The organism is Defluviimonas sp. D31 (assembly GCF_033436765.1).
Taxonomy (GTDB): domain Bacteria; phylum Pseudomonadota; class Alphaproteobacteria; order Rhodobacterales; family Rhodobacteraceae; genus Albidovulum.
Genome location: NZ_JAWQFN010000009.1, coordinates 67,815 through 90,638, shown reverse-complemented (window position 1 = coordinate 90,638; position 22,824 = coordinate 67,815). Strand labels below are relative to the sequence as shown.

General features: G+C 67.7%; 21 protein-coding genes. 14 read left to right on the top strand and 7 right to left on the bottom strand.

The genetic code is table 11. From position 1 onward, the window contains the following. Positions 1-2: 2 nt before the first annotated feature. Genes R5H32_RS15710 through R5H32_RS15695 form a run of 4 tightly spaced genes read right to left on the bottom strand, consistent with a single transcriptional unit; the run spans position 3 to position 3,958 of the window. Complete coding sequence (locus tag R5H32_RS15710; protein ID WP_318339636.1) at positions 3-686, bottom strand: GntR family transcriptional regulator; 684 nt, start codon at positions 684-686, stop codon at positions 3-5. A gap of 7 nt (positions 687-693) precedes the next feature. Next, positions 694-1,599, bottom strand: coding sequence for a DMT family transporter (locus R5H32_RS15705; protein ID WP_318339635.1), 906 nt, complete (start codon positions 1,597-1,599; stop codon positions 694-696). Between the two features lie 9 nt (positions 1,600-1,608). After that, complete coding sequence (argE, locus tag R5H32_RS15700) at positions 1,609-2,769, bottom strand: acetylornithine deacetylase (protein ID WP_318339634.1); 1,161 nt, start codon at positions 2,767-2,769, stop codon at positions 1,609-1,611. A gap of 4 nt (positions 2,770-2,773) precedes the next feature. Then, positions 2,774-3,958 carry a M24 family metallopeptidase gene (locus R5H32_RS15695; RefSeq protein ID WP_318339735.1) on the bottom strand — a complete coding sequence of 395 codons (1,185 nt, stop codon included), beginning with the start codon at positions 3,956-3,958 and terminating at the stop codon, positions 2,774-2,776. Positions 3,959-4,151: 193 nt separating this feature from the next. Here R5H32_RS15695 and R5H32_RS15690 point away from each other — a divergent pair, with 193 nt between their 5' ends. From R5H32_RS15690 to R5H32_RS15640, 11 genes are all read left to right on the top strand, one after another. Then, complete coding sequence (locus R5H32_RS15690; protein ID WP_318339633.1) at positions 4,152-4,997, top strand: transporter substrate-binding domain-containing protein; 846 nt, start codon at positions 4,152-4,154, stop codon at positions 4,995-4,997. Between the two features lie 73 nt (positions 4,998-5,070). After that, positions 5,071-5,736, top strand: coding sequence for an ectoine/hydroxyectoine ABC transporter permease subunit EhuC (gene ehuC / locus R5H32_RS15685; protein ID WP_318339632.1), 666 nt, complete (start codon positions 5,071-5,073; stop codon positions 5,734-5,736). Position 5,737: 1 nt separating this feature from the next. Continuing rightward, entirely contained in the window at positions 5,738-6,406 is a 669-nt protein-coding gene (gene ehuD / locus R5H32_RS15680) for an ectoine/hydroxyectoine ABC transporter permease subunit EhuD (RefSeq protein WP_318339631.1), read from the top strand. Further along, a complete protein-coding gene (gene ehuA / locus R5H32_RS15675; RefSeq protein ID WP_318339630.1) occupies positions 6,406-7,221 on the top strand; it encodes an ectoine/hydroxyectoine ABC transporter ATP-binding protein EhuA in 816 nt (271 codons plus the stop codon). The genes ehuD and ehuA overlap by 1 nt, the downstream gene beginning before the upstream one ends. A 1-nt stretch (position 7,222) precedes the next feature. Then, on the top strand, positions 7,223-8,227 hold the full coding sequence (gene eutB, locus R5H32_RS15670; protein WP_318339629.1) for a hydroxyectoine utilization dehydratase EutB: 1,005 nt from the start codon (positions 7,223-7,225) through the stop codon (positions 8,225-8,227). Beyond that, positions 8,217-9,203, top strand: a complete 987-nt coding sequence (locus tag R5H32_RS15665; RefSeq protein ID WP_318339628.1) for a cyclodeaminase — start codon at positions 8,217-8,219, stop codon at positions 9,201-9,203. Before eutB ends, R5H32_RS15665 begins: the two co-directional genes overlap by 11 nt. A gap of 1 nt (position 9,204) precedes the next feature. Beyond that, complete coding sequence (locus R5H32_RS15660) at positions 9,205-10,353, top strand: Xaa-Pro peptidase family protein (protein ID WP_318339627.1); 1,149 nt, start codon at positions 9,205-9,207, stop codon at positions 10,351-10,353. Beyond that, complete coding sequence (locus tag R5H32_RS15655) at positions 10,350-10,826, top strand: Lrp/AsnC family transcriptional regulator (RefSeq protein ID WP_318339626.1); 477 nt, start codon at positions 10,350-10,352, stop codon at positions 10,824-10,826. Before R5H32_RS15660 ends, R5H32_RS15655 begins: the two co-directional genes overlap by 4 nt. Positions 10,827-10,893: 67 nt before the next feature. Continuing rightward, positions 10,894-11,871, top strand: a complete 978-nt coding sequence (locus R5H32_RS15650) for a homocysteine S-methyltransferase family protein (protein WP_318339625.1) — start codon at positions 10,894-10,896, stop codon at positions 11,869-11,871. Between the two features lie 106 nt (positions 11,872-11,977). After that, entirely contained in the window at positions 11,978-13,453 is a 1,476-nt protein-coding gene (locus tag R5H32_RS15645) for an NAD-dependent succinate-semialdehyde dehydrogenase (RefSeq protein ID WP_318339624.1), read from the top strand. Positions 13,454-13,537: 84 nt separating this feature from the next. Continuing rightward, positions 13,538-14,911, top strand: a complete 1,374-nt coding sequence (locus R5H32_RS15640) for an aspartate aminotransferase family protein (RefSeq protein WP_318339623.1) — start codon at positions 13,538-13,540, stop codon at positions 14,909-14,911. A 44-nt stretch (positions 14,912-14,955) separates the two neighbouring features. Here R5H32_RS15640 and R5H32_RS15635 read toward each other — a convergent pair whose 3' ends face one another. The 3 genes from R5H32_RS15635 to R5H32_RS15625 are packed head-to-tail and all read right to left on the bottom strand — an operon-like array spanning position 14,956 to position 20,107. Then, a complete protein-coding gene (locus tag R5H32_RS15635; protein ID WP_318339622.1) occupies positions 14,956-18,003 on the bottom strand; it encodes an efflux RND transporter permease subunit in 3,048 nt (1,015 codons plus the stop codon). Beyond that, positions 18,000-19,061 carry an efflux RND transporter periplasmic adaptor subunit gene (locus R5H32_RS15630; protein WP_318339621.1) on the bottom strand — a complete coding sequence of 354 codons (1,062 nt, stop codon included), beginning with the start codon at positions 19,059-19,061 and terminating at the stop codon, positions 18,000-18,002. Before R5H32_RS15630 ends, R5H32_RS15635 begins: the two co-directional genes overlap by 4 nt. Further along, entirely contained in the window at positions 19,058-20,107 is a 1,050-nt protein-coding gene (locus R5H32_RS15625) for an efflux RND transporter periplasmic adaptor subunit (RefSeq protein ID WP_318339620.1), read from the bottom strand. Before R5H32_RS15625 ends, R5H32_RS15630 begins: the two co-directional genes overlap by 4 nt. A gap of 268 nt (positions 20,108-20,375) precedes the next feature. Between R5H32_RS15625 and R5H32_RS15620 the strand changes: the two genes are divergently transcribed. Genes R5H32_RS15620 through R5H32_RS15610 form a run of 3 tightly spaced genes read left to right on the top strand, consistent with a single transcriptional unit; the run spans position 20,376 to position 22,805 of the window. Further along, positions 20,376-21,200 carry an ABC transporter substrate-binding protein gene (locus R5H32_RS15620; RefSeq protein WP_318339619.1) on the top strand — a complete coding sequence of 275 codons (825 nt, stop codon included), beginning with the start codon at positions 20,376-20,378 and terminating at the stop codon, positions 21,198-21,200. Between the two features lie 8 nt (positions 21,201-21,208). Beyond that, the gene (locus R5H32_RS15615) at positions 21,209-22,069 is read left to right on the top strand and encodes an amino acid ABC transporter permease (protein ID WP_318339618.1); all 861 of its coding nucleotides are present in this window, start codon (positions 21,209-21,211) and stop codon (positions 22,067-22,069) included. 4 nt (positions 22,070-22,073) lie between these two features. Further along, positions 22,074-22,805, top strand: coding sequence for an amino acid ABC transporter ATP-binding protein (locus tag R5H32_RS15610; protein ID WP_318339617.1), 732 nt, complete (start codon positions 22,074-22,076; stop codon positions 22,803-22,805). Positions 22,806-22,824: the final 19 nt, after the last annotated feature.

The following is a 22,824-nucleotide window of genomic DNA, read 5'->3' as shown; positions in this document are numbered from 1 at the left end:
GGTCAGCCGGCGGTCCCGCGCCGCATCCGCTCGAAGCTCATCGAAATATGCGCGCGCTGTATCAGCGACGCCGCATGCAGGTCGCCGATCCTCAGCGCGGCGAGGACGTCCTCGACCTCGCGGGTGAAGACCGCCATCTCCTCGGCGAGGTCGATCCGTGCGGCAAAAATCGACTTCAGCCAGATCCGCGTGGTCCGCACATAGAGCCGCTCGTTGATCTCGCGCAGCGGCTCGTTCGCGGTCAGCTTCTGCGCCGCGAGGAAGAAGTCCATGATGAGCTGGGCATAGGGCTTCGGATCCGCCTCGCGGCTGAGCGTGCGCGCGCGGTCGAGAAGCGCTTCGAACTCGGCCATCAGCTCGGGGCCGGGCGGCACGGGGTCGAGCTTGCCGTTCAGTTCCGCGAGTTCGAGCCGAAGCCGGTAGGTCTGCCCCAGCTCGTCGATCTCGACATCGGTCACGAAAGTGCCGACGCCGTGCACCGACTGTACCAGCCCCTCGCCCTCGAGTCGGGCCAGCACCCGGCGGAGCGGCGTGCGGCTGACGCCGAACTCGGCCGCCAGCGCCTCTTCGGAGAGCCGGGTGCCGGGCGCGTAGTCGAGAAGGCAGATGCGGTTGCGCAGCTCGGCATGCATGCGCTCGAACCGGCCGCGGGCACCGGGCGTTATGTCGTCGTTCTGGGCGTTCAAGGGGTGCTCATCCTCCCGTTGTCTGGCGGTTGACGATGTAGACACCGGCGGCGGCGAGCGCAAAGCCCACGAGCGCGAGCCGGGTGACCGCCTCGCCGAGGATCGCCCAGGCGAGGAGCATCGCGAGCGGCGGCACGAGGTACAGGAGCGCCGAGATCCGCGTCGCGTCGCCGCGCTGGAGAAGTGCTATGTAGAGACCGATCGAGATGATCGAGTTGGCGATGACGAGGTAGGCGAGCGCGATCACCAGGTCCGGGTGCCAGTCGATGATCATGGACTCGGTCGCCCAGGCGGCGGGCAGGAGCACCGCGAAACCGACCGCGTATTGAACGACGCCGCCCACGGCCGGATCGGTCCGGAGCCCGTGCCACTTCTCGAAAAGCGTGGCGAGCGTGATGCCGAGGAGCGCCGCGAAGGCCAGCGCGACGGCGATCCAGGGGCTCGGGCCGAGGCTCTTGCCCGAGACGATGACGAGAAGGACGCCGAGGAGGCCAAGCGCGAGTCCGGCCCAGAGGTAGCGCCCGCCGCGCTTGCCGGTGACGAGCGGCGCCAGCGCCGCGACGAGGATGGGCTGCAGCGCCATGATGATCGCCGTGGTTCCGGCATTCATGCCGCGCTTCATCGCGAGATAGGCGAGGCCGAAATAGACGCACTGTATGAGGAAGCCGGTGAGCGCCAGCGCCCCCCAGTGCCGCGCCGTCACGGGCCAGCGCAGGCGCGGGCGCAGCAGGAACGGCATGAGCGCCAGCGCCGCCAGGCCGTAGCGGACCGTGAGCATGGTCAGGGGCTCGATATGCGCGAGGCCGAGCTTGGCGAAACTGTATCCGCCCGACCAGAACAGCAGGAAGACGAAGGGCGCGGCGCGCCAGAAGACCGCGTTGCCCGACCCGTCCGTCGCCGTCGTGGTCTGCATCGCCCCCCCTTACGCGGCGAGCTTGCCGCCCAGCCGCTCCAGCATCACCAGACATTCGGCCAACTGGTCAAGGGCCAGGTATTCGTCAGGCTTGTGCGCCTGCTCGATCGAGCCCGGCCCGCAGACGACGGCCGACATCCCGAGGCTCTGGAAGATCCCCGCCTCGGTCCCGAAGGGCACGGTGTCGGCGCCGTTGGCGCCGGTCAGTTCCATCAGGATGTCCTTGGCCTCGTTCTCGTCCGCCGGGATCAGCCCGTCGACCTCGCCCATCACCTCGGTGACGATGTCTGCGTCGGGCGATACCGCGCGCATCGCCGGCAGGAGCGTGTGGGTGCAGAATGCGTGGAGGTCGGCCTTCACGAAATCCGCGTCGCCGTTCTGGACCGGGCGCATCTCCCAGTCGATCCGCGCCTTGCCGGGGATGACGTTGTGGGCGACCCCGCCCACGAGCGCGCCGGTGTTGATCGTCGTCCAGGGCGGCTCGAACCGACTGTCCTTCGGCGCGCGGGCCTTGAGCTGGTCCTTCAGCTCCAGAAGCCGCGCGACGTAGCGCACCGCGTATTCGACCGCGTTGACGCCGCGGTCGGGGCCGGAGCCGTGACCTTCGAGCCCGGTGAAGTGGGTCGAGTATTCGTAGCAGCCCTTGTGGCCCTCGATGATCCGCATCGAGGTCGGCTCGCCGATGATCGCGACGCCGGGGCGGGTGCCCTGCGCACGGAGGATCTGCGCCAGCGCCTGCGCGCCGAGGCAGCCGGTCTCCTCGTCATGGGTGAAGGCGAAATGGATGGGGCGGTCCTTGACCCTCTCGGCATAGAACGGCGCCATCGCCACCGCGGCGGCGATGAAGCCCTTCATGTCGCAGGTGCCGCGGCCGTAGAGCTTGCCGTCGCGTTCGACCATCTCGAACGGATCGGTGGACCAGTTCTGGTCGGTCACCGGCACCACGTCGGAATGGCCCGACAAAAGGATGCCGCCGTCCACGTCCGGCCCGAGCGTCGCGAAGAGATTGGCCTTCGACCCGGTCGCGTCGCGGTGGATGTCGACCCGCGCGCCGACCGCCTCCAGCCGCTCGGCGAGGAACTCGATCAGCTCCAGATTGCTGTCCGGCGAAACCGTCGGATAGGCGATGAGCTGGCGCAGGAGCGCCTTGGTGTCGTCGAGGTAATGCACCGTCTCAGTCCTTGATGAAGAGCTTGCGCTCGACGTTGCAGAAGGGCTCGGCCGCGCCGCTTTCGGTGATCAGGATGGTCTCGGTGGTCTCGAGCCCCCAGCTTTCCATCCAGAGCGCCGGCATGAAGTGGAAGACCATGCCGGGTTCGAGCACGGTCTCGTCCTCGGTGCGGATCGAGGCGGTGCGCTCGCCCCAGTCGGGCGGGTAGCTGAGGCCGATCGGATAGCCCATGCGTCCCTCGCGCTTGATGCCGTATTTCTTCAAGACCCCGAGGAAGGCATTGGCGATGTCGCAGGTCCGGTTGCCGGCGCGGGCGGCGTCGAGCCCGGCCGCGATCCCCTCGATCTGGGCCTTCTCGGCCTCCAGCATCTCGGACGGCGGCGTGCCGAGATAGACCGTGCGGCACAAGGGCGCGTGATAGCGGCGGTAGCAGCCCGAAAGCTCGAAGAACGTCGCCTCGCCCGACCGCATCGGCGCGCCGTTCCAGGTCAGGTGCGCGGCGGTCGCGTCGAGCCCCGAGGGCGTCAGCGGCACGATGGCGGGATAATCGCCCCAGATATCGCCGACGCCGGTGATCCCGGCATGAAAGATCTCGGCCACGAGCTCGTTCTTGCGCAGGCCCGGTTCGGCCTTCTCGATCGCGGTGCGGATGACCTTTTCGGAGATCTTCGCGGCGTTGCGGATGAAGGCCACCTCCTCGCCCGACTTCACGAGCCGCTGCCAGTTCACGAGCGCGGTGGCGTCGACGAAGGTGGCGTTCGGCAGTTCGGCCTGCAGGACGGCATGGGCCTTGGCGGAGTAGTAGTAGTTCTCCATCTCCACCCCGATCCGCGCGCCTTCGAGCCCGAGCGCCCGGAGATGGCCGGCGAGGTCCTGCATCGGGTGATGCACCGTCGACTGGACGTATTTGTCGGCATAGCCGTGGATCGTGCCCGCCTCCATCCAGCAGGTCCGAAGCGCGCCGAGGCTGTCCATGTAGCGGCCCCACCAGTGGGGATCGCCCTCCATCGTCAGGATCACGCCCTGGTGGACGTAGAACGACCAGCCGTCATAGCCGGTGAGCCAGGCCTGGTTCGACGGGTCGGTGACGAAGATCGCGTCGATCCCGGCCTTCTCCATCGCGGCGCGAGTCTTGGCGATGCGGCGCGCGTATTCGGCCGCGCCGAAGGGGGCGTTTTGCAGTCCCATGTGATCCTCGTGGGTGATGTGGATGCTCAATTGTGCACAACGCTATTCTGAATTGCCGGCATTGGCAAGATGATTGCGCTTTCGGCGGGTAAATTGGCCGAATATTTCTTGACACGAGGGCTTTGCGACGGATGATGTGCACAACATTCGAGATTTCGACTCGGAAGGTCGGAAATCTGCCAGGGAGGGCGGCATGAAGAAATCACTGATGATGACCACGGTTCTGGCCGGAATCGCGCTTGGCTCGTCGACTGTCGCGGCGATGGCGGGCGCGCTGATGGACCGGATCAATGCCGGCGAATCGATCCGCATCGGCTTTGCCAACGAAGTGCCCTGGGCCTATCCGGGCGAGGGCAACGCGCCCCTCGGCTTCGTCAACGCCTACGTGCTCGGCGTCCTCGGCGAGATGGGCTATGACAATATCGAGCCGGTGGTGACCGACTGGGGCGGGCTGATCCCGGGCCTCCAGGCCAACCGCTTCGACATGATCACCGGCGGCATGTACATCCTCAATTCTCGCTGCGAGAACGTGACCTTCTCGGAGCCGATGGCGAAGGTGGCGGACGCCTTCATTGTCCAGGCGGGCAACCCCGAGGGCATCTCGACCTATACCGACTTCGTCGCCAAGAACGCGACGATGGTGACCGGCGCCGGCTTCAACACGATCGAGGCGGCGATGAAGGAAGGCGTGCCGGAGGCGCAGATCATGCAGGTGCCGGGGCCGACCGAGATCCTCGCCGCCGTGAAGGCCGGCCGCGCCGCCGCCGGCGCCGTGACCTTCTTCACCGCACAGGAACTTGCCAGGAACTCCGGCGGCGAGATCGAGGTGACCGATCCGGGCGCGCTGCCCGAATGGACCCAGAACTGGGTCGGCATCGGCTTCCGCCACGACGACGCCGATTTCGTCGCCGCGTTCAACGAGGCGCAGGCGAAGTATCTCGGCTCGGACGCGATGCTCGCCGCGGTGGCCGAGTACGGCTACGACGCCAAGGTCCTGCCGGGCGACGAGACCACCGAATGGGTCTGCGGCAACCGCTGAGGACGGCTGACCGCCTGAACGGACGGGTCCGCAGGCCGGGCCCGTCCGACCGTCGCCAGAGAGCGGAGCGCGCATGTCTTATCTGGACTTCCTGGCCGAACATGGCGGCCGCTACATCGACGGGACGCTGATCACGGCCGCGCAGTTCCTGCTTGCGGCGGTGCTGGCGATCCTGCTCGCGCTCGCCGCCGGGCTGATGAAGCTGTCGTCGAACCGTTTCGTGAAGGGTGTCGCCGTCACCTATATCGAGTTCTTCCGCGGCACCTCGCTGCTCGTGCAGCTCTTCTGGCTGTTCTTCGTGCTGCCCTTGTTCGGGATCACATTCGACAAGTTCACCACCGGCTTCATCGCCGTCGGTCTTAACCTTGGCGCCTACGGGGCCGAGTTGGTGCGCGGCGCGATCCAGTCGGTGCCGAAGGGCCAGTGGGAGGCGTCCTATGCGCTCTCGATGTCGCCCGCGACGCAGATGCGGCGGATCATCCTGCCACAGGCCTTCGTCGCGATGCTGCCACCCTGGGGCAACCTCATCATCGAACTTCTGAAGGGCACCGCGCTCGTCTCGCTGATCGCGGTCTCGGACCTCATGTTCGAGGCGCGCCAGATCAACGGCTCGACCTATCTCTCGGCGCAGGCCTTCGGCACCGCGCTGGTGATCTACTACGTCTTCGCGCGGCTTCTCGTCACGCCGTTCATGCGCTGGCTCGAACGCACGATGCGGCGCCGGATGGGGAGGGCCTGAGATGCTCGACTGGCGCTGGGACTTCACCTTCGAGATCATGCCCCGGATGCTCTGGGCCACGCTCAACACGCTGATGGCGGCGGGCATCGGCTACGGGATCGCCATCGTGCTCGGCCTCGTCCTAGCGCTGGCGCAGCGGACCCCGTACCGGCTGCTGACACTTGTGGTGCGCGAGGCGGTCGAGTTCATCCGCTCGACGCCCCTCGTCCTGCAGATCTTCTTCGTCTTCTATGTCGGCCCGCAATACGGCGTGACGCTCAGCCCCTGGGTCGCGGGGATGATCGCCATCGGCCTTCACTACGCGGCCTATCTCTCCGAGGTCTATCGCGGCGGCATCGAAAGCGTTCCGAAGGGCCAGTGGGAGGCGTGTACCGCGCTCAACATGTCGACCGCGCAGACCTATTTCCGCATCATCATCCCGCAGGCGCTGCCGCTGTCGGTCGCGGGGATGGGCAACTACCTCGTCGGCATCTTCAAGGACACGCCGATGCTCTCGGTGATCGGGGTCGCCGAACTGATGCATGCCGCCAACGCGATCGGCGGACAGCACTACCGCTACCTGGAACCCTACACGATCGTCGGCGTGGTCTTCCTGCTGATCTCGCTGCCCTCGGCCGGCTTGATCCGCGCCTTCGAAGCCTGGGTCCGCCGCAAACTGGGAATGAGCTGATGGAAGACATGTCGCGCTACCCGCTGGAGCTGACCGGGCCCGACGTGCCCATGGTGCGCTTCATGAACGTCACCAAGAGCTACGGCACGCTGACCGTGCTCGACAGCCTCGATCTCGACGTAACCGAGGGCGAGATGGTGACGATCATCGGGCCGTCCGGCTCCGGCAAGACCACCGTGCTCCGGATGCTGATGACACTGGAGACGATCAACGGCGGCGTGATCTACGTCGACGGCAAGCCGCTCACGCACATGGCGAAGAACGGCGTGCTGGTGCCGGCGGATGCGAAGTACCTCCGCCGCGCGCGGTCCTCGATCGGCATGTGCTTCCAGCACTTCAACCTCTTTCCCCACATGACCGCGCTGCAGAACTGCATGGAAGGCCCGGTCCAGGTGCTCGGCCTCTCGAAGAAGGAGGTACGCGCGCGGTCCGAGGAACTCCTGGAAATGGTCGGCATGATCGACAAGAAGGACCAGCACCCCTCGCGGCTTTCCGGCGGCCAGCAGCAGCGCGTGGCGATCGCCCGCGCGCTGGCGATGCGGCCGAAGGTCATGCTCTTCGACGAGGTGACTTCGGCCCTCGATCCCGAGGTGATCGGCGAGGTGACGAACGTGATCCGCAAGCTCGTGACCGAGCATAACCTGACTATGCTCATGGTCACGCACCAGATGGGCTTCGCCCGCGACATCTCGGACCGGATCTGCTTCTTCTTCGCCGGAAAGATCGAGGAGCAGGGCCCGCCCGAGGCGCTGTTCGGCAGCCCTGAGCGCGACCGGACAAAGCAGTTCCTGTCCGCCGTCAAGGAAGCCGACTGAAATGGATTTCGCGCTTTCCGATATCCTCGCCGCGAGGCGGGTCATCCGTGGCGTGGCGGACGCGACGCCCTTCGTGCCCTCGCCCTTCATGACGAAGGCCGCCGGCCACGACTTCCTCCTGAAGCTCGAGAACATGCAGCCGATCGGCGCCTTCAAGCTGCGCGGCGCCGTCAACGCGGTGATGACGCTGCCCGATACGGTCGGCGGCGTCACCTGTTGCTCGACCGGCAACCACGGGCGCGGCGTCGCCTATGCGGCGGCGAGGCGCGGCATGAAGGCCGTGATCTGCATGTCGAAGCTCGTGCCGGAGGCCAAGGTGAACGGCATCCGCGCGCTGGGCGCCGATGTCCGCATCATCGGCACGACGCAGGACGAGGCGATGAATGAAAGCCAGCGGCTCTGCGAGGCCGAGGGGCTGGTGGAAATCTCGCCCTTCGACGATGCGAAGGTGATCGCCGGGCAGGGCACCATCGGCCTTGAGATGCTGGAGGCGCGGCCCGATCTCGGGACGCTGCTCGTGCCGCTCTCCGGCGGCGGGCTCGCGGCGGGCGTCGCGGTCGCGGCGAAGGCGATCAACCCGAAGATCAGGGTCATCGGCATCACGATGGAACGCGGCGCCGCGATGTACGAGTCGATCCGCGCCGGGCACCCGGTCGAGGTGCCGGAATATGCCTCGCTCGCCGACAGTCTCGGCGGCGGGATCGGGCTTCAGAACCGGCTTTCCTTCCCGCTCTGCCGCGATCATCTCGACGAGGTGGTTCTGGTGACCGAGGAAGAGATCCGCCACGCGATGCAGGTGCTCTATTACGAGGACCGGATCGTGGCCGAGGGCGGCTCGGTCGTCGGCCTCGCGGCGGTGCTGTCGGGCAACGTCACGGTGGACGGCCCCGTCGGCACAATCGTCACGGGCCGCAATCTCGACATGCAGGTCTTCAACCGGATCATGGCCGGCGAGGATGTGCGGATCGGCGATCTTGAAGTGAAAGGCAGACGCTATGGCGCATGACATCCAGATCATTACCGAGGCGGAGTTGCGCGGGATCGTGAAGCTCGACCTCACCACGGTCGACGTGATCGAGGCCGCCTTCGCCGCGCTTGCAACGGGCGGCGTGGTGATGCCGCCGATCATGTCGATGGAACTCGAAGCGATGCACGGCGAGGTCGACGCCAAGACCGCGTTCATCCCCGGCTTCGACAGTTTCGCGCTGAAGGTCAGCACGGGGTTTTACGGCAACGCGAAGCTGGGCCTGCCCAGCCTCAATGGCCTGATGGTCCTGTTTTCCGCGAAGACCGGCCGGGTCGAGGCGGTGCTTCTGGACAACGGATACCTGACCGACATCCGCACCGCCGCCGCAGGCGCAGTCGCGGCGCGCCACCTTGCGCCCGAGACGGTCGAGACGGCGGGCGTGATCGGCACCGGGCTGCAGGCGCGATTGCAGGCCGAGGCGGCGCATCTGGTGCGGCCCTTCACCCGCGTCCTCGTCCACGGCCGCGACATGGAGAAGGCGCGCGCCTGCGCCGCCGATCTGGCGAAGTCGCTCGGAATCGCGGCGGAAGCGGTCGACGACCCGGCTTCGCTGGTCGCTGAAAGCCAACTCGTGATCACCACGACGCCGGCCCGCGAACCGGTCCTGAAGGCCGACTGGCTGCATCCGGGGCTGCACGTCACCGCGATGGGGTCGGACGCCGACTACAAGAACGAAATCGACCCCGCAGCTCTGTCGCGCGCCGACAGTTACATCTGCGACCGCGTGAGCCAGTGCGAGTCCCTTGGCGAGCTTCGAACCGCGCTGGCTACAGGGCTCTGGACCGGGGGCACGCCGGCGGAGCTCGGCGAAGTCATCACGGGCCAGAAACCGGGCCGCCGATCGCCGGATGCCATCACCATCTCCGATCTCACCGGGACCGGTGTGCAGGACACCGCCATCGCCACCCATGTCCGCGCCCGGTTCCCGACGGCGGGCACGATCATCCGGGCGTGAGATGTTCCGCAACCCCTTCTCCGATGCGGAACTCGCTCGCAGGCTCAAGGCCGTCCGCGCCGAAATCGCCGCGCGTGGCCTCGACCTCGCGGTCTTTTCCGCGCCCGAAAGCGTCTTCTACCTCACCGGCCTCGACCACTGGGGCTACTTCGCGCCGCATCACCTGATCGTGCGCCCGGAGGGCGAGATGGTGCTGGTGACGCGCCAGATGGAGCGGGTGACGATCGAGCATCAGGTCCGCAATGCCCGCTTCTCGGGCCACAGCGACAGCGTGACGGCGGCGAGCCATCTGGCGCGCGAACTGGGGCCGCTCGCCGGCAAGCGGATCGGGTTCGAGACCGCCTCCTCGGGCCTTACCTTCGCCGCGGGGCAGGAGATCGCGGCGGGCGCGGGCGCGGGCGGCTGGGCCGACATCACCGACCTCAAGGACACGCTCCGCCTCGTGAAATCACCCGAGGAACAGGCGCTGCTGCGCGCCGCGGCCAAGGCCTCGGATGCCGGCACCATCGCCGCCATGGCTGCCATCCGTGACGGTGCGCGCGAGGCCGACGTCGCCGCCGAATGCACCGCCGCGATGATCCGCGCAGGCTCCAACCCGCCCGGCTTCGGCCCCTTCCTCCGCCCCGACCACCGCATCGCCGAGGAGCACACGACCTGGGGCGACGGCTTTTACGGGAATGGCGGGCGTGTGATGCTGGAACTTGCCGGCTGCGTCTCGCGCTACCATGCGCCGATGGGGCGGCTCATCCATCTCGGGTTCATCCGCGACGAGGATGCGGAGATGGCCGAGATCGCGAAACGCGCCTTCGACGCGGCGTTCAACGGCCTCCGCCCCGGACGCCGCGCGCGCGACGTCTATGCCGACTGGCAGGCGGTCGTGGACGCCGCCGGGATGCCGAACTACCGCCGACACCATTGCGGCTATCTCGTCGGCATCGGCTTCCCGCCCTCCTGGACCGGCGGCAACAAGGTCACGGGGCTGCGCCACGACAGCGATCTGGAGATCAGGGAAGGCATGAGCTTCCACCTCCTCTCGTGGTTCACAGAAACCGGGCGCGGCGACTTCTTCGTCTCGAACACGGCACTCCTCGGTCCGGACGGGCCGGAGCTGCTGACCACTGCACCAATGGGTCCGACGGTGATCGGATGAAGCTCGACGACCGCGACATCGAGATCCTGCGCATCCTCTCGACCGAGGGCCGGATCACCAAGGCGGCCCTCGCCGACCGGATCGGGCTGTCGCCGACGCCCTGCTGGGACCGGCTGAAGAAGCTTGAAAAAGCCGGGCTGATCGAGGGCTACCGGGCCGAGATCGCGCTGAAGAAGCTCGGCCCCCACGTCACGGTCTTCGTCGCTGCCGAGCTGGCCGACCACACCGCGGCGAGCTTCCGCGCCTTCGAGGCGGCGGTCGGGCGCTATGACGAGGTCGTCGCCTGCTGGGCGCTCGGTGGCGGCTTCGACTATCTCATGCAGATCGTGACCCGGGATATCGACGCCTACCAACGGCTGATCGACGCGATGCTCGACGCGCGGATCGGGCTCGCGCGCTACTTTACCTATGTCGTGACGAAGCCAGTCAAGGGACGGGGCGCGCCGCCGTTCGACGTGCTTCTGGGGGCGTGACGGCGATCGGGGCGACAGGAGGGCGCTCGGTTGTTAACATGCTCCAGAGTGATCGAGGAGGATGGACATGACAAAACGCAGCCAGCTTCCGCAGATGAACGGTCACGCGATGACCTGCGGTGGTGGGTTCGAGACCTGGCTGCAATATGTCGACGGCTTCGTCCTCCGCCACTTCTGCGCCTTCGAGCTTCTCGACGACGCGCGCGGCCATGCCCGCCTGACCGACTATCATCGAAAGCTCGTCGAGGCGGCGGTGGAAAACGGGTTCGGCGTGATCAACGAGGGCCTGCACTACCGCGCGAGCCGCGATTGGGGCGAATTGATCGGAATTTCGCGCGAGGGACTCGAAGAGATCAACATCCGCGGCATCGAGTTCTACAGGGACTTCGCCCGCGAATACGACAGCCCCGAAACCCCGATGCGCGTCGGCGGCGTCATCGGACCGCGCGGAGACGCCTACAACGTCGGGCGCACGCCGGATGCCGCGGAGGCCGAGGACTACCATTCCGAGCAGATACTTACCTTCCGGAAAGCGGGTGTCGATCAGGTCTCGGCGGTGACGTTCTCAAGCGTCGCGGAAGCGATCGGTGTCGCGCGCGCCGCGAAGGCCGCCGGGATGCCCGTCGTGATTTCCTTCTTCGTCAAGCAGGGCGGGCGCCTCTCGGGCGGCGAGACACTGGAAGAGGCGATCGCTAGGGTCGATGCCGCGACCGGCAAAGCACCGGCCTATTACATGATCAACTGCACCCATCCGACCGAGTTCGAACCGGCCCTGACCCCCGGAGACTGGACCCGGCGGCTTGGCGGCTTCATGCCGAATGCGGTGGCGATGGACACGCTCTCGCTCTGCAAGCTCGGCCATCTCGAGGACGGCGACCCGGAGGAACTGGGCGGGCAGATGGCCGATCTCGCCCGGCGCTTTCCGCACATCAACGTCTGGGGCGGCTGCTGCGGCACCGACGGGCGCCACATCGGCGAGATCACGCGGCAGGTCGGCGCGGTTCGACACGCGTCCCGTGCCGGTGGCGGCGCCGGGATCGCCTGAATTATCCGCCCAAGGCAGAGGAATCCTCTGCCCGGCCGGCGAAGTTCAGTCTCTTCGGCTGGCGATTTCGCCGATCCTTCGGGGGACATTACCGCTGGAGGACAAGATGTTGGACACCGCCCTCTCTTCGCGCATGGACATTGCCGACAAACGGCTTGTCCGCAGCTTCGCCTATATCGGCGGCAAGTGGTGCGCCGCCGCCTCGGGCGCGACGGTCGGCGTGACCGACCCCGCGACCGGAGAGATCGTTGGCGAGGTTGCGAGCCTGTCCGCCGCGGAGGCGACCGCGGCCGTCGACGCGGCACAGGCGGCGTTTCCCGGCTGGTCCGCGTTGCTGCCGCAGGCGCGCGCGGCGATCCTCCGGCGCTGGTTCGAGCTGATCCTCGCCCACAAGGAGGACCTCGCCCGGATCATGGTGCTGGAACAGGGCAAGCCCTTGTCAGAAGCGCGGGGCGAGATCGACTACGGCGCGGCCTTCGTCGAGTTCTACGCCGAGGAGGCCAAGCGCCCGAACATCGAGGGCGTGACCAGCCACCTCGCCGATGCCGAGGTCGAGCTTTGGCGTGAGCCGGTGGGCGTCGCCGCGCTCATCACGCCCTGGAACTTCCCCTCTGCGATGCTGACCCGCAAGGCGGCGGCGGCGATGGCGGCGGGCTGCACCGTCGTCTGCCACCCCTCGGCCGAAACCCCGTTCTCGGCGCTGGCGCTGGCGGAGCTGGCCGAACGCGCGGGCGTGCCGGCGGGCGTCTTCAATGTCGTCACCGGAATCGCCCCTGTGATCGTCGAGCCCTGGACGAAGGACACCCGCGTCCGTGCGCTCTCCTTCACCGGCTCCACCGGGATCGGACGGCTTCTCTACCGGCAGTCGGCGGACACGGTGAAGCGGCTGGTGATGGAACTGGGCGGCCATGCGCCGGTCCTCGTCTTCGCCGATGCCGATCTCGACAAGGCCGTGGCCGAGGTGATGAAGGCGAAATGGGCGACCTCGGGGCAGGACTGCCTCGGCGCCAACCGGATCTACGTCGAGCGCCCGGTCTATGACGAATTCTGCGCCCGCTTCACCGAGGCGACGAAGCGGCTGACCATCGGACCGGGCATGGAGGACCGCGACCTCGGCCCCCTGATGAACGAAAAGGCCGTCGCCAAGCAGGAGGAGCATGTCGCCGACGCGCTCGCCAGGGGGGCCACGCTCGCCTGCGGCGGCAAGCGCCACGCGCTCGGGCCCTTGTTCTACGAGCCAACGGTGCTGACCGACGTGCCGGCAGAGGCGAAGATCCTCAGCGAGGAGACCTTCGGCCCGGTCGCGGCGATCCTGCCCTTCGATGACGAGGAGGAAGTCACAGCGCGGGCGAACGCCACCGAATACGGGCTCGTCGCCTATATCCATACCCAGGACCCGCGCCGGATCTACCGGCTTTCCCGGGCGCTCCAGTTCGGCATGGTCGCGGTGAACCGCACCAAGGTCACAGGCGCGCCGATCCCCTTCGGGGGCATGAAGCAGTCCGGGCTTGGCCGCGAAGGATCGCGGCTCGGGATGGAGGAATTCACCGAAATCAAGTACGTCTGCCGCGACTGGGCCTGACGGGCAAAATCCTTTGAAGGATTTTGCGAGAATTTTTCGAAAAATTCTCGGTCGCTGCGGCCGGGGCGGAGAAAGGGAACTGAGATGCTGAAAAACGACCAACTGGACCAGTGGGACCGCGAGAACTTCTTCCATCCTTCGACTCATCTCGCCCAGCACGCGCGGGGCGAGGCGTCGAACCGGGTGATCAAGACCGCCTCCGGTGTCTACATCGAGGACCGTGACGGCAACCGGCTCCTGGACGCCTTCGCCGGGCTCTACTGCGTGAACGTCGGCTACGGCCGGCAGGAGGTCGCCGAGGCCATCGCGGCGCAGGCGAAGGAGTTGGCCTATTACCACGCCTATGTCGGCCACGGCACCGAGGCCTCGATCACGCTTGCCAAGATGATCCTCGACCGGGCGCCGAAGAACATGTCGAAGGTCTATTTCGGCCTCGGCGGCTCGGATGCGAACGAGACCAACGTCAAGCTCGTCTGGTACATGAACAACATCCTCGGCCGGCCCGAGAAGAAGAAGATCATCTCGCGCTGGCGCGGCTATCACGGCTCGGGGCTGGTGACGGGCTCGCTGACGGGGCTCGAGCTCTTCCACAGGAAGTTCGACCTGCCGCTCGCTCAGGTGATCCATACCGAGGCGCCCTATTACTACCGCCGCAAGGATCTGAACCAGTCCGAGGCCGAGTTCGTCGCCCATTGCGTGGCCGAGCTCGAGGCGCTGATCGAACGCGAGGGCGCCGACACGATCGCCGCCTTCATCGGCGAGCCGGTGCTCGGCACCGGCGGCATCGTGCCGCCTCCGGCCGGCTACTGGGATGCGATCCAGAAGGTCTTGAAGAAGCATGATATCCTCCTCATCGCTGACGAGGTGGTGACCGGCTTTGGGCGTCTGGGCACGATGTTCGGTTCGGACCATTACGGGATGGAGCCCGACATCATCACCATCGCCAAGGGCATGACCTCGGCCTATGCGCCGCTGTCGGGCTCGATCGTCTCCGACAAGGTCTGGAAGGTGCTGGAGAAGGGCACCGACGAGAACGGCGCCATCGGTCACGGCTGGACCTACTCCGCCCATCCGATCGGCGCGGCGGCGGGGGTGGCGAACCTCAAGCTCATCGACGAGCTGAAGCTAGTGCAAAACGCGGGCGAGGTCGGGGCCTATCTCAAGAAGACGATGACCGAGGCGCTGGGCGACCACGCCAATGTCGGTGACATTCGCGGCGAGGGCATGCTCTGCGCGGTCGAGTTCGTGGAGGACAGGGCCGAGCGCCGCTTCTTCGATCCTGCGAAGAAGATCGGGCCGCAGGTTTCGGCCACGCTTCTCTCGCAGGACAAGGTCATCGCGCGGGCGATGCCGCAGGGCGACATCCTCGGCTTCGCGCCGCCCTTCTGCCTGACGAAGGCCGAGGCCGACACCGTGGTCGCGGCAACTGCGCGGGCGGTCAGGACCGTGCTCGGCTGAACGGGGCGCCGGGCGCGGAGGCCCCAAGGCTTCCGCGCCGGCGGTCACTCCGATCCGTCCGGACGCCGGACCCGGAACACCGCGAGATAGAGCGCCGGCACGAAGACCAGCGTGATCACTGTCCCGGCGATGATGCCGCCCATCATCGCATAGGCCATCGGCCCCCAGAAGATCTGCCGCGAGATCGGAATGAGCGCGAGGCTCGCTGCCGCCGCGGTCAGCAGGATCGGCCGGGCGCGCGCGTCCGACGCCTCGAAGACCGCGTCCCAGGCGGAGCGGCCCTTCCCGCGCAGCACCTCGATCTCGTCGACGAGGATGATCGAGTTGCGGATGAGGATGCCGACGAGCGCCAGCACCCCGAGGATCGCGACGAAGCCGAGAGGCGCGCCCGAGGGCACCAGCGCCGCGACGACCCCGATGAGGCCGAGCGGCGCCACGCAGAGCACGACGAAGCTGAGGCGGAAGCCCTGCATCTGCACCATGATCAGCGTCAGCATGATCAGCGCCATCAGCGGCACGACGGCGGCGATCGGCGCCTGGCTCTCGGCGCTCTCGGAGACCGCGCCGCCGAGTTCGACGTGATAGCCGAAGGGCAGGGCGGCGTTGAAAGCCGCGATCCTGTCCGCGAGCGCGGCGACGACGGTCGCGGGCTGGTCCTTGGTGGCGATCGCCGCCTCGATGGTGATCGTCGGCATCCGGCTGCGCTGGTGGATCACCGGCTGCTCCGTCTCGTAGCGGAAGGTGGCGACCGCGCGCAGCGGGATCACGAGCCCGTTCGCCGCCGAGAGCTGCAGGCCTGCAAGCGCCTCCACCGACTCGCGCGAACGTTCGTCGCCGCGGGCGAGGATGTCGACGAGATATTCCGCATCGCGCAGTTCGGTGATGCCGTAGCCGTCGTAGATCGCGTTCAGCGCCGCGGCGATGTCGACCGGCGTGATGCCGAGCTGGCGCGCCTTGTCCTGCAGGATCTCGACCCGGACGACGCGGACCGGCTCGTTCCAGTCCATCACGAGGTTGACGAGCCGGTCGTCGCTTGCCACCAGCGCCGCGAGGTCGCGGGCGTGGTCGCGCAGCACCGCGGTGTCGGGGCCCGAGATGCGGTACTGCACCGGGCGGCCGACCGGCGGGCCAATTTCCAGAAGCTTGACGAAGATGTCGATGCCGGGGAAGTCGCTCGCGGCGATGGCCCTCAGCTCGGCCCTGAGCGCGTCACGAGCCTCCACCGAGGGGGTCTGGATCACGATCTGCCCGGTGTTCGGCCCCGGCGTCGGCACGTCGTAGGCCAGAAGGAAGCGCGGCGCGCCGCGGCCTACATAGGAGGACCAGAAGAGCACGTTCTCGTTGTCCTCAAGATGCGCCTCGAGCCGGTCCATCTCGGCCGCGGTCTCCGAGATCGCGGCGTTCTGCGGCAGGGCGACGTCGACGACCAGCTCGGGCCGGTCGGAGTTGGGGAAGAACTGCTGCTCGACGAAGCGCATGCCCCAGATCGAAAGGCCGAAGGCCGTGACGGTCAGCCCGATAGTGATCCAGCGATAGGTCATCGCGCGGCGCAGCACCCCGTGGAAGGCGCGCCGCGCCCAGCCGGGCTCGCCGGTGTGATCCGCCATCTTCGACGGCAGGAAAGTCACGCCGAGCAAGGGCGCGAAAAGCACCGCGACGATCCAGGAAACGAGGAGCGACACAGCGATGACCACGAAGAGCGAGAAGGTGAACTCGCCCGCCGCCGAGTTGTTGAGGCCCACGGGTATGAACCCCGCCACCGTGACCAGCGTGCCGGTGAGCATCGGGAAGGCGATCGAGGTCCAGGCATAGGACGCAGCCGAGGTCAGGCTGTCGCCCTTTTCAAGCCGCGCGATCATCGTCTCGATCGCGATCATCGCGTCGTCGACCAGAAGCCCGAGCGCGATGATCAGCGCGCCGAGCGAGATCCTTTGCAGCGTGAAGCCGGTGTAATGCATGATCACGAAGGTGATCGCGAGCACCAGCGGGATCGTCAGCGTGACGACGAAACCCGCCCGCATGCCGAGGCTGATGAAGCTGACCGCGAGCACGATAAGCACCGCCTCCAGCAGCGCCTTCAGGAAATGGCCCACCGCCTCGTCCACCACATGCGGCTGGTCGGCGACCTGGTGGATCTCGATCCCGATCGGCAGATCGGCCGCGGCTGCCTGCATCACCCGATCGAGCTCGGCGCCGAATTCGAGGATGTTGGCGCCGGTCTTCATGCCGACGGCGAGGCCCACCGCCTCCTGCCCCCGATAGCGGAAGATCTCGGTGGGTGGATCCTCGTAGGTGCGGCGGATATTGGCGACATCGGTGAGCCGGAAGAAGCGGTCACCCACGCGCAGATTGATGTCCTCGAGGCTTTCCGTGCCGGAGAACTGGCCGCCGGTCCGCACCAGCACCTGCTCGGGTCCGGCGTCGATCACGCCCGAAGGCAGGATCGCGTTCTGCGCGGCGAGCGTCGCCTGCACCGCCTGCTGGTTGAGTCCGAGTGCCGCTAGCCGTTCGGTTGAAAACTCGAGATAGATCGCCTCGTCGCGGGTGCCGTAGATCTCGACCTTGCCGGAATCGGGCAGCGCCTGCACCGCGCGGCGGATGCGCTCGACATGGTCGCGCACCTCGCGCGGGCTGAAGCCGTCGGAGGTGAACGCATAGAGATTGCCGAAGACGTCGCCGAACGAGTCGTTGAACTGGAAGCCTGCGAACTCGGCCGGGAACTCCGGCCGGATGTCGGCCATCATGTTGCGCACCTGCTGCCAGATCCGCGGGATCTCGTCCGGGCGCGTGGTCGGCAGGAGCTCCACATAGACAATGGCCCGGCCCGGCGCGGTGACCGAGCGGGTGTAGTCGAGCTCGTCGATATCCTCGAGCTTCTTCTCGATCCGGTCGGTGACCTGGCGCAATGTCTCGGCGGTGTCGGCGCCGGGCAGGGCGGCGGAGATGATCATCGTCTTGATCGAGAAGTCGGGATCCTCCTCGCGGCCGATGTTCACATAGGCGAGGATCCCCGCGGCGAGCGAGACGATCATCAGGAACCAGACGAAGGAGCGGTGTTTGAGCGCCCAGTCGGAGAGGTTGAAGCGTTTCATTCGGCCACTCGCGGGCCGACGATCTGCCCGTCCTCAAGAGAATGGATGCCCTTCAGGACAACCTCGACGCCCGGCGACAGGCCGTCCGCGATCAGAACGAAGTCGCCCGTTGAGGGGCCGAGCGTCACCGGCACGCGGTGGACGCTGTCGTCGCCGCGGTCTACGGTCCAGACCGCGGCCGCGCCTTCGGGGTCAAGCACCGCGCCCAGCGGCAGGACGACGCCGGCCTCGGCTGCAATGCTCGGGGTGACGCGGGCGAGCGCGCCAAGGCGGTAGCCGTCGGGCGGATCGGTCAGTGTCAGGTGGGCGCGCCGGGTGCGTGTGCTGCGCTCGGCCACCGGGTCGATGCGGGTCAGCGTCGCGGCGGCGCTGATCGCGGGGTTGGCCGCAAGGCTCACGTCGAAGGCCATGCCGATCGTCATCGCGGCGACGTCGGCATCGCTGATGTCGATGACGATCTCGCGCTCACCCGTCGCGGCGAGCCGGAGAACCGGCTGTCCGGCGTCAAGCGCGGTGCCCGGCTCCGCGAAGACCTCGGTCACGACGCCGTCCTGCGGCGCGGTGAGGACGGCGAGGCCGCGCATGTCCTCTGCGCGGGCCAGCGCCGCGCGCGCCTGTTCGAGCCGCGCCTCGGCGGCGACGTGGGCGCGTTCGGCATCCTCGCGCCGGGTCTCGCTGCCGACGCCGCGGGCGGCCAGTTCGCGGGCGCGGTCGCGGGCATCGGTGGCGGAGTTGAGCTGCGCCTCGGCCACGGTCACGCCGGCTTCCGCGGCGCGCCGCTCGGCGTCAAGCTCCTCGGGGTCGAGCCGGGCCAGCACCTCGCCCTTGGCGACGGTATCGCCTGCCGAGACCGGGCGTTCCGCCACCGTGCCGATCAGCGGGAAGCCGAGGTCGGTCCGGATCCGGGCGACGATGGTGCCGACATAGCTGATCGGCAGGCCGGTCTCGGGATTGACGATGACCGAGACCACGGGTCGCGGCGCGGCGCTGTCCGGCGCCGGCGCGTCCTCGGCTGCCGCGGGAAGCGCCAGCGCGAGGGTCAGGGCGATCCATCTCATCGTGCCACCTCCGCCGCCTGAACGATCCGCCCCGGATAGAGAAGCTGCGCCCCCCGCGCGACGACGAGCGTGCCTTCCTCGATACCCTCGGCAAGGATGATCCTGCCGGTCTCGAACCGCTCGATCCGGACCTGCCGCAGCGCGACCGCCATCGTCGTGGGATCGACGGTCCAGATCGCGGGCCCCTCGGCGGTCGCGCTCATCGCGGTATGGGGCAGCACGACGCGCGCCTGCCCCACCACCTCGGCTGTGCCGCGCACCGCCTCGCCGTAGTCGAGCCCCGCGGGCGGATCGTCGACCGCCACCGTCACGGCGACCGTCCCGGTCTGCGGATCGACCACCGGCGAGATCTCGTAGATATGGCCCTCGAACCGCACGCCGGGGCGGTCGATCCGGTTCAGGCTGATCAAAGACGGCGGCGCGCCCACGGTCATCAGCACCTCCGGCACGTCGAAGACCGCGTCGAACCCGGATCCGAGCGCCAGTTCCATCACCGGCTGCGCCGCGCCGACGACCTGGCCCACCTCGACCATGCGCTGAGTGACAGTCGCCTCCTCGGGAGCCAGAAGCACGGTATCGTCGAGCGCGTTCCTCGCCCGGTCAAGCTCGGCCCTGGCCTGGGCGAGCGCGCCCTCGGCGACGCTCAGCGCGTCCTCGGTGACGTCGCGGCTGGCGCGCGTTGTCGCGCCGCGCGCGAGCAACGCCTCCTGGCGTTGAAAGTCCTCGATCGCCTGGCGGTGATCGGCGCTCGCGGTCGAAAGCCCGGCCTCGGCGGCGCGCAAAGCCTGTTCCTGCTGCACGGAATCCATCCGCGCCAGCACCGCGCCCTTTGCCACGCGCGCGCCGGCATCGACCATCACCTCGACGATCCGGCCGCTCAGCGGGAAGGCTGCTGACAGCCTGTCGCGGGCGCGCACCTCGCCGGTCAGGGAATAGCTGCGGACATCGGTCTCGGCCTTTGCGGTGACGATCTCGACCGTGAGCGGCTCGGCCACGGCCGGGGCGGCGCAGAGCCAGATCAGGGCGGCTGTGCGGGACAGGGACATCGATTCATCTCCGGACGCGGTCGGCAATCGGCCGAAGGTCGAGCCTAGCAAATTCCGGCCTGACGTCGAGGCTTCAGCGTGCCGAATTGCAGATGGCGACGCAACGGAAGTCCGGCAAGGTGGCGGCGTCGGCCGTTGATCGGATATTGACAGACCGGGCCCCTGCCAAGTCTGGTGGCAGCGGTAACCGGCCCCGCCGTACGGGCCGTCGTCCGGGATTCGGGCGCGGCCCGGCGTCGGAAGAGCCGGAATGACGGGAGGAAACGAAATGAAAATCAACATGATCTGCCTTGCCACCCTGTCCGGCATGGTGCTTGCGTCCGCACCGGCGCTGGCGCAGGGCGACTGCGCCGCCGGCAAGACGCTCAAGGATGGCGTCCTGACGGTCGCCACCGGCAATCCGGCCTATTTCCCCTGGGTGATCGACAACGACCCCGCATCGGGCAAGGGCTTCGAGGCTGCCGTCGCCTACGCCATCGCCGAGCGCATGGGATTCGCGGCCGACAAGGTCGAGTGGACCACGACCTCCTTCGACCAGGCGATCCAGCCCGGCCCGAAGGAGTTCGACTTCAACCTCCAGCAATACTCGATCACGCCGGAGCGCGACCAGACCATCGACTTCTCCGCCCCCTATTACGAGGCCGCGCAGGCGGTGCTGGTGCGCCAGCCCACGGTCGATGCCGGCGCGACGCCGACCGCCGCCTCGCTCAAGACGCTGCAATGGGGGCTTGCGGCGGGCACGACCGCGCCGGCCCTGATCGGCAGCCTGATCGGCCCCGAGAAGGATCCGCTCCTCTACGACGACACCGCCGACGCCGCCGAGGCGCTGAAGGCGGGCCAGATCGACGCGACGCTGATGGACCTGCCGACCGCGCTTTATACCGCGGCGGCGGTGCTCGACGACGGCGTGGTGCTCGGCCAGTTCCCGAAAGGCGGCGAGGCGCCGGACGCGTTCGGACTGGTATTTGAGGATGGCAGCGCGCTTCGCGACTGCGCCAACGAGGCGATCGCGGCGATGGCCGCGGATGGCACGCTCGCCAAGATCGAGGCGGAATGGCTGCAGGAGGCGACCGGCGTTCCGCTGGTCGAGTAAACCGGCCGATGCCCGGAACCGACGGAGAGGCGGCCGGCGCGATGCCGGCCGCGCCGGGGCCGAGCCGCCGCCAGATCCGCGAACGGCGGCTCCGGCGGCGGTCGAACCTGATCGCCGCGTCGAGCACCGCCGTCGCGGTGGCGGCAATCGTGACGCTGGTGCCGCTCGCGCCAGGCTGGGAGCGGGTGAAGAAGTCCTTCTTCAACGCCGAAATCTTCGCCGAGACCTTTCCGGGGCTCCTGAAGGCGTTCCTCCTCGACGTCGCGATCTTCGCCTGGTGCGCGCCGATGATCGCCGTTCTCGGCCTCGTCATCGCGCTGGCTCGGGATGCAAGGTCGCCCGCGCTTTATCCGCTGCGGCTTTTCGGGATGCTCTACAACGACATCTTCCGCGGCGTGCCGGTGATCCTGGTGATCTACCTGATCGGCTTCGGCGTGCCCGGCCTCGGCCTGCCGCGGCCGTGGAACAGTCCCTATATCTGGGGAACGGTCGCGGTCGTCCTGACCTATTCGGCCTATGTCGCCGAGGTCTACCGCACCGGGATCGAGTCGATCCACGAAAGCCAGCGCGCGGCGGCGCAGTCGCTCGGGCTCTCGCACTGGCATGTGATGCGCGACGTGATCCTACCGCAGGCGATTCGCCGGGTGATACCGGCCAACATGAACCTCCTGATCGCGCTCCAGAAGGACGTGGCGCTGCTGTCGTTCATCGGCCCCGTGGAGATCCTGCGCCAGGCCGGGGTCTACAAGTCGCTTCTGGCGAACTTCACCCCCTATCTCGGCGCGGCTGTGATCTTCCTTTGCGTGACGGTCCCGGCCACGCGCTATGTCGATCACCTGATCGCCAAGGCCAACAGGGCGCGGAGCTGACGGCGTGACGGCGAAGCTGGAACTCACCCAAGTCTGGAAGAGCTTCGGTTCCAACCCGGTGCTTCGGGGCATCGACCTTGCCGTGAACGAGGGCGAGCTGGTCTGCCTGATCGGCGCCTCGGGCTCGGGCAAGTCGACGCTCCTGCGTTGCATGAACCTTCTGGAGCCGGTCGACGAGGGCCGGATACTTCTCGACGGCGTCGAGATCAGCGATCCCGAGCAGGACCCGCAGCCGATCCGCCAGCGGATCGGGATGGTGTTCCAGAGCTTCAACCTCTTCCCCCACATGACCGCGGCCGAGAACGTGATGCTCGCCCCGCGCCGCATCCACCGCCTCAGCCGCACAGCGCTTCGCCCCGAAATCGAGGCTTTGTTCGAGCGGTTCGGCCTTGCCGACCGGATGGGGCACTACCCCGACCAGCTTTCCGGCGGGCAGCAGCAGCGGGTGGCGATCATCCGGGCGCTCGCGATGAAGCCCGAGGTAATGCTTTTCGACGAGGTGACCTCCGCGCTCGATCCCGAGCTGGTGGGCGAGGTGCTCGACGCGCTGCGGCGGCTCCGGGCCGAGGGCATGACGATGGTGCTCGCGACCCACGAGATGGGCTTCGCCCGCGAGGCGGCCGACAAGGTCTGCTTCCTCGACCAGGGCCGGATCGTCGAGGAGGGCCCGCCCTCGGCGATCTTCGCCGCCCCGCGCGAGGCGCGGACCCGTGAATTCCTGCGCCGGGTGCTGTGAACCTTGCCGGCGCGCAGCC

Excerpts from the sequence above, each read along its gene's own strand:
- R5H32_RS15705 (WP_318339635.1), bottom strand. The coding sequence starts at position 1,599 with ATGCAGACCACGACGGCGACGGACGGGTCGGGCAACGCGGTCTTCTGG.
- R5H32_RS15695 (WP_318339735.1), bottom strand. The coding sequence starts at position 3,958 with ATGGGACTGCAAAACGCCCCCTTCGGCGCGGCCGAATACGCGCGCCGC.
- R5H32_RS15690 (WP_318339633.1), top strand. The coding sequence starts at position 4,152 with ATGAAGAAATCACTGATGATGACCACGGTTCTGGCCGGAATCGCGCTT.
- ehuC (WP_318339632.1), top strand. The coding sequence starts at position 5,071 with ATGTCTTATCTGGACTTCCTGGCCGAACATGGCGGCCGCTACATCGAC.
- ehuD (WP_318339631.1), top strand. The coding sequence starts at position 5,738 with ATGCTCGACTGGCGCTGGGACTTCACCTTCGAGATCATGCCCCGGATG.
- ehuA (WP_318339630.1), top strand. The coding sequence starts at position 6,406 with ATGGAAGACATGTCGCGCTACCCGCTGGAGCTGACCGGGCCCGACGTG.
- eutB (WP_318339629.1), top strand. The coding sequence starts at position 7,223 with ATGGATTTCGCGCTTTCCGATATCCTCGCCGCGAGGCGGGTCATCCGT.
- R5H32_RS15665 (WP_318339628.1), top strand. The coding sequence starts at position 8,217 with ATGGCGCATGACATCCAGATCATTACCGAGGCGGAGTTGCGCGGGATC.
- R5H32_RS15660 (WP_318339627.1), top strand. The coding sequence starts at position 9,205 with ATGTTCCGCAACCCCTTCTCCGATGCGGAACTCGCTCGCAGGCTCAAG.
- R5H32_RS15655 (WP_318339626.1), top strand. The coding sequence starts at position 10,350 with ATGAAGCTCGACGACCGCGACATCGAGATCCTGCGCATCCTCTCGACC.
- R5H32_RS15650 (WP_318339625.1), top strand. The coding sequence starts at position 10,894 with ATGACAAAACGCAGCCAGCTTCCGCAGATGAACGGTCACGCGATGACC.
- R5H32_RS15645 (WP_318339624.1), top strand. The coding sequence starts at position 11,978 with ATGTTGGACACCGCCCTCTCTTCGCGCATGGACATTGCCGACAAACGG.
- R5H32_RS15640 (WP_318339623.1), top strand. The coding sequence starts at position 13,538 with ATGCTGAAAAACGACCAACTGGACCAGTGGGACCGCGAGAACTTCTTC.
- R5H32_RS15635 (WP_318339622.1), bottom strand. The coding sequence starts at position 18,003 with ATGAAACGCTTCAACCTCTCCGACTGGGCGCTCAAACACCGCTCCTTC.
- R5H32_RS15630 (WP_318339621.1), bottom strand. The coding sequence starts at position 19,061 with ATGAGATGGATCGCCCTGACCCTCGCGCTGGCGCTTCCCGCGGCAGCC.
- R5H32_RS15625 (WP_318339620.1), bottom strand. The coding sequence starts at position 20,107 with ATGTCCCTGTCCCGCACAGCCGCCCTGATCTGGCTCTGCGCCGCCCCG.
- R5H32_RS15620 (WP_318339619.1), top strand. The coding sequence starts at position 20,376 with ATGAAAATCAACATGATCTGCCTTGCCACCCTGTCCGGCATGGTGCTT.
- R5H32_RS15615 (WP_318339618.1), top strand. The coding sequence starts at position 21,209 with ATGCCCGGAACCGACGGAGAGGCGGCCGGCGCGATGCCGGCCGCGCCG.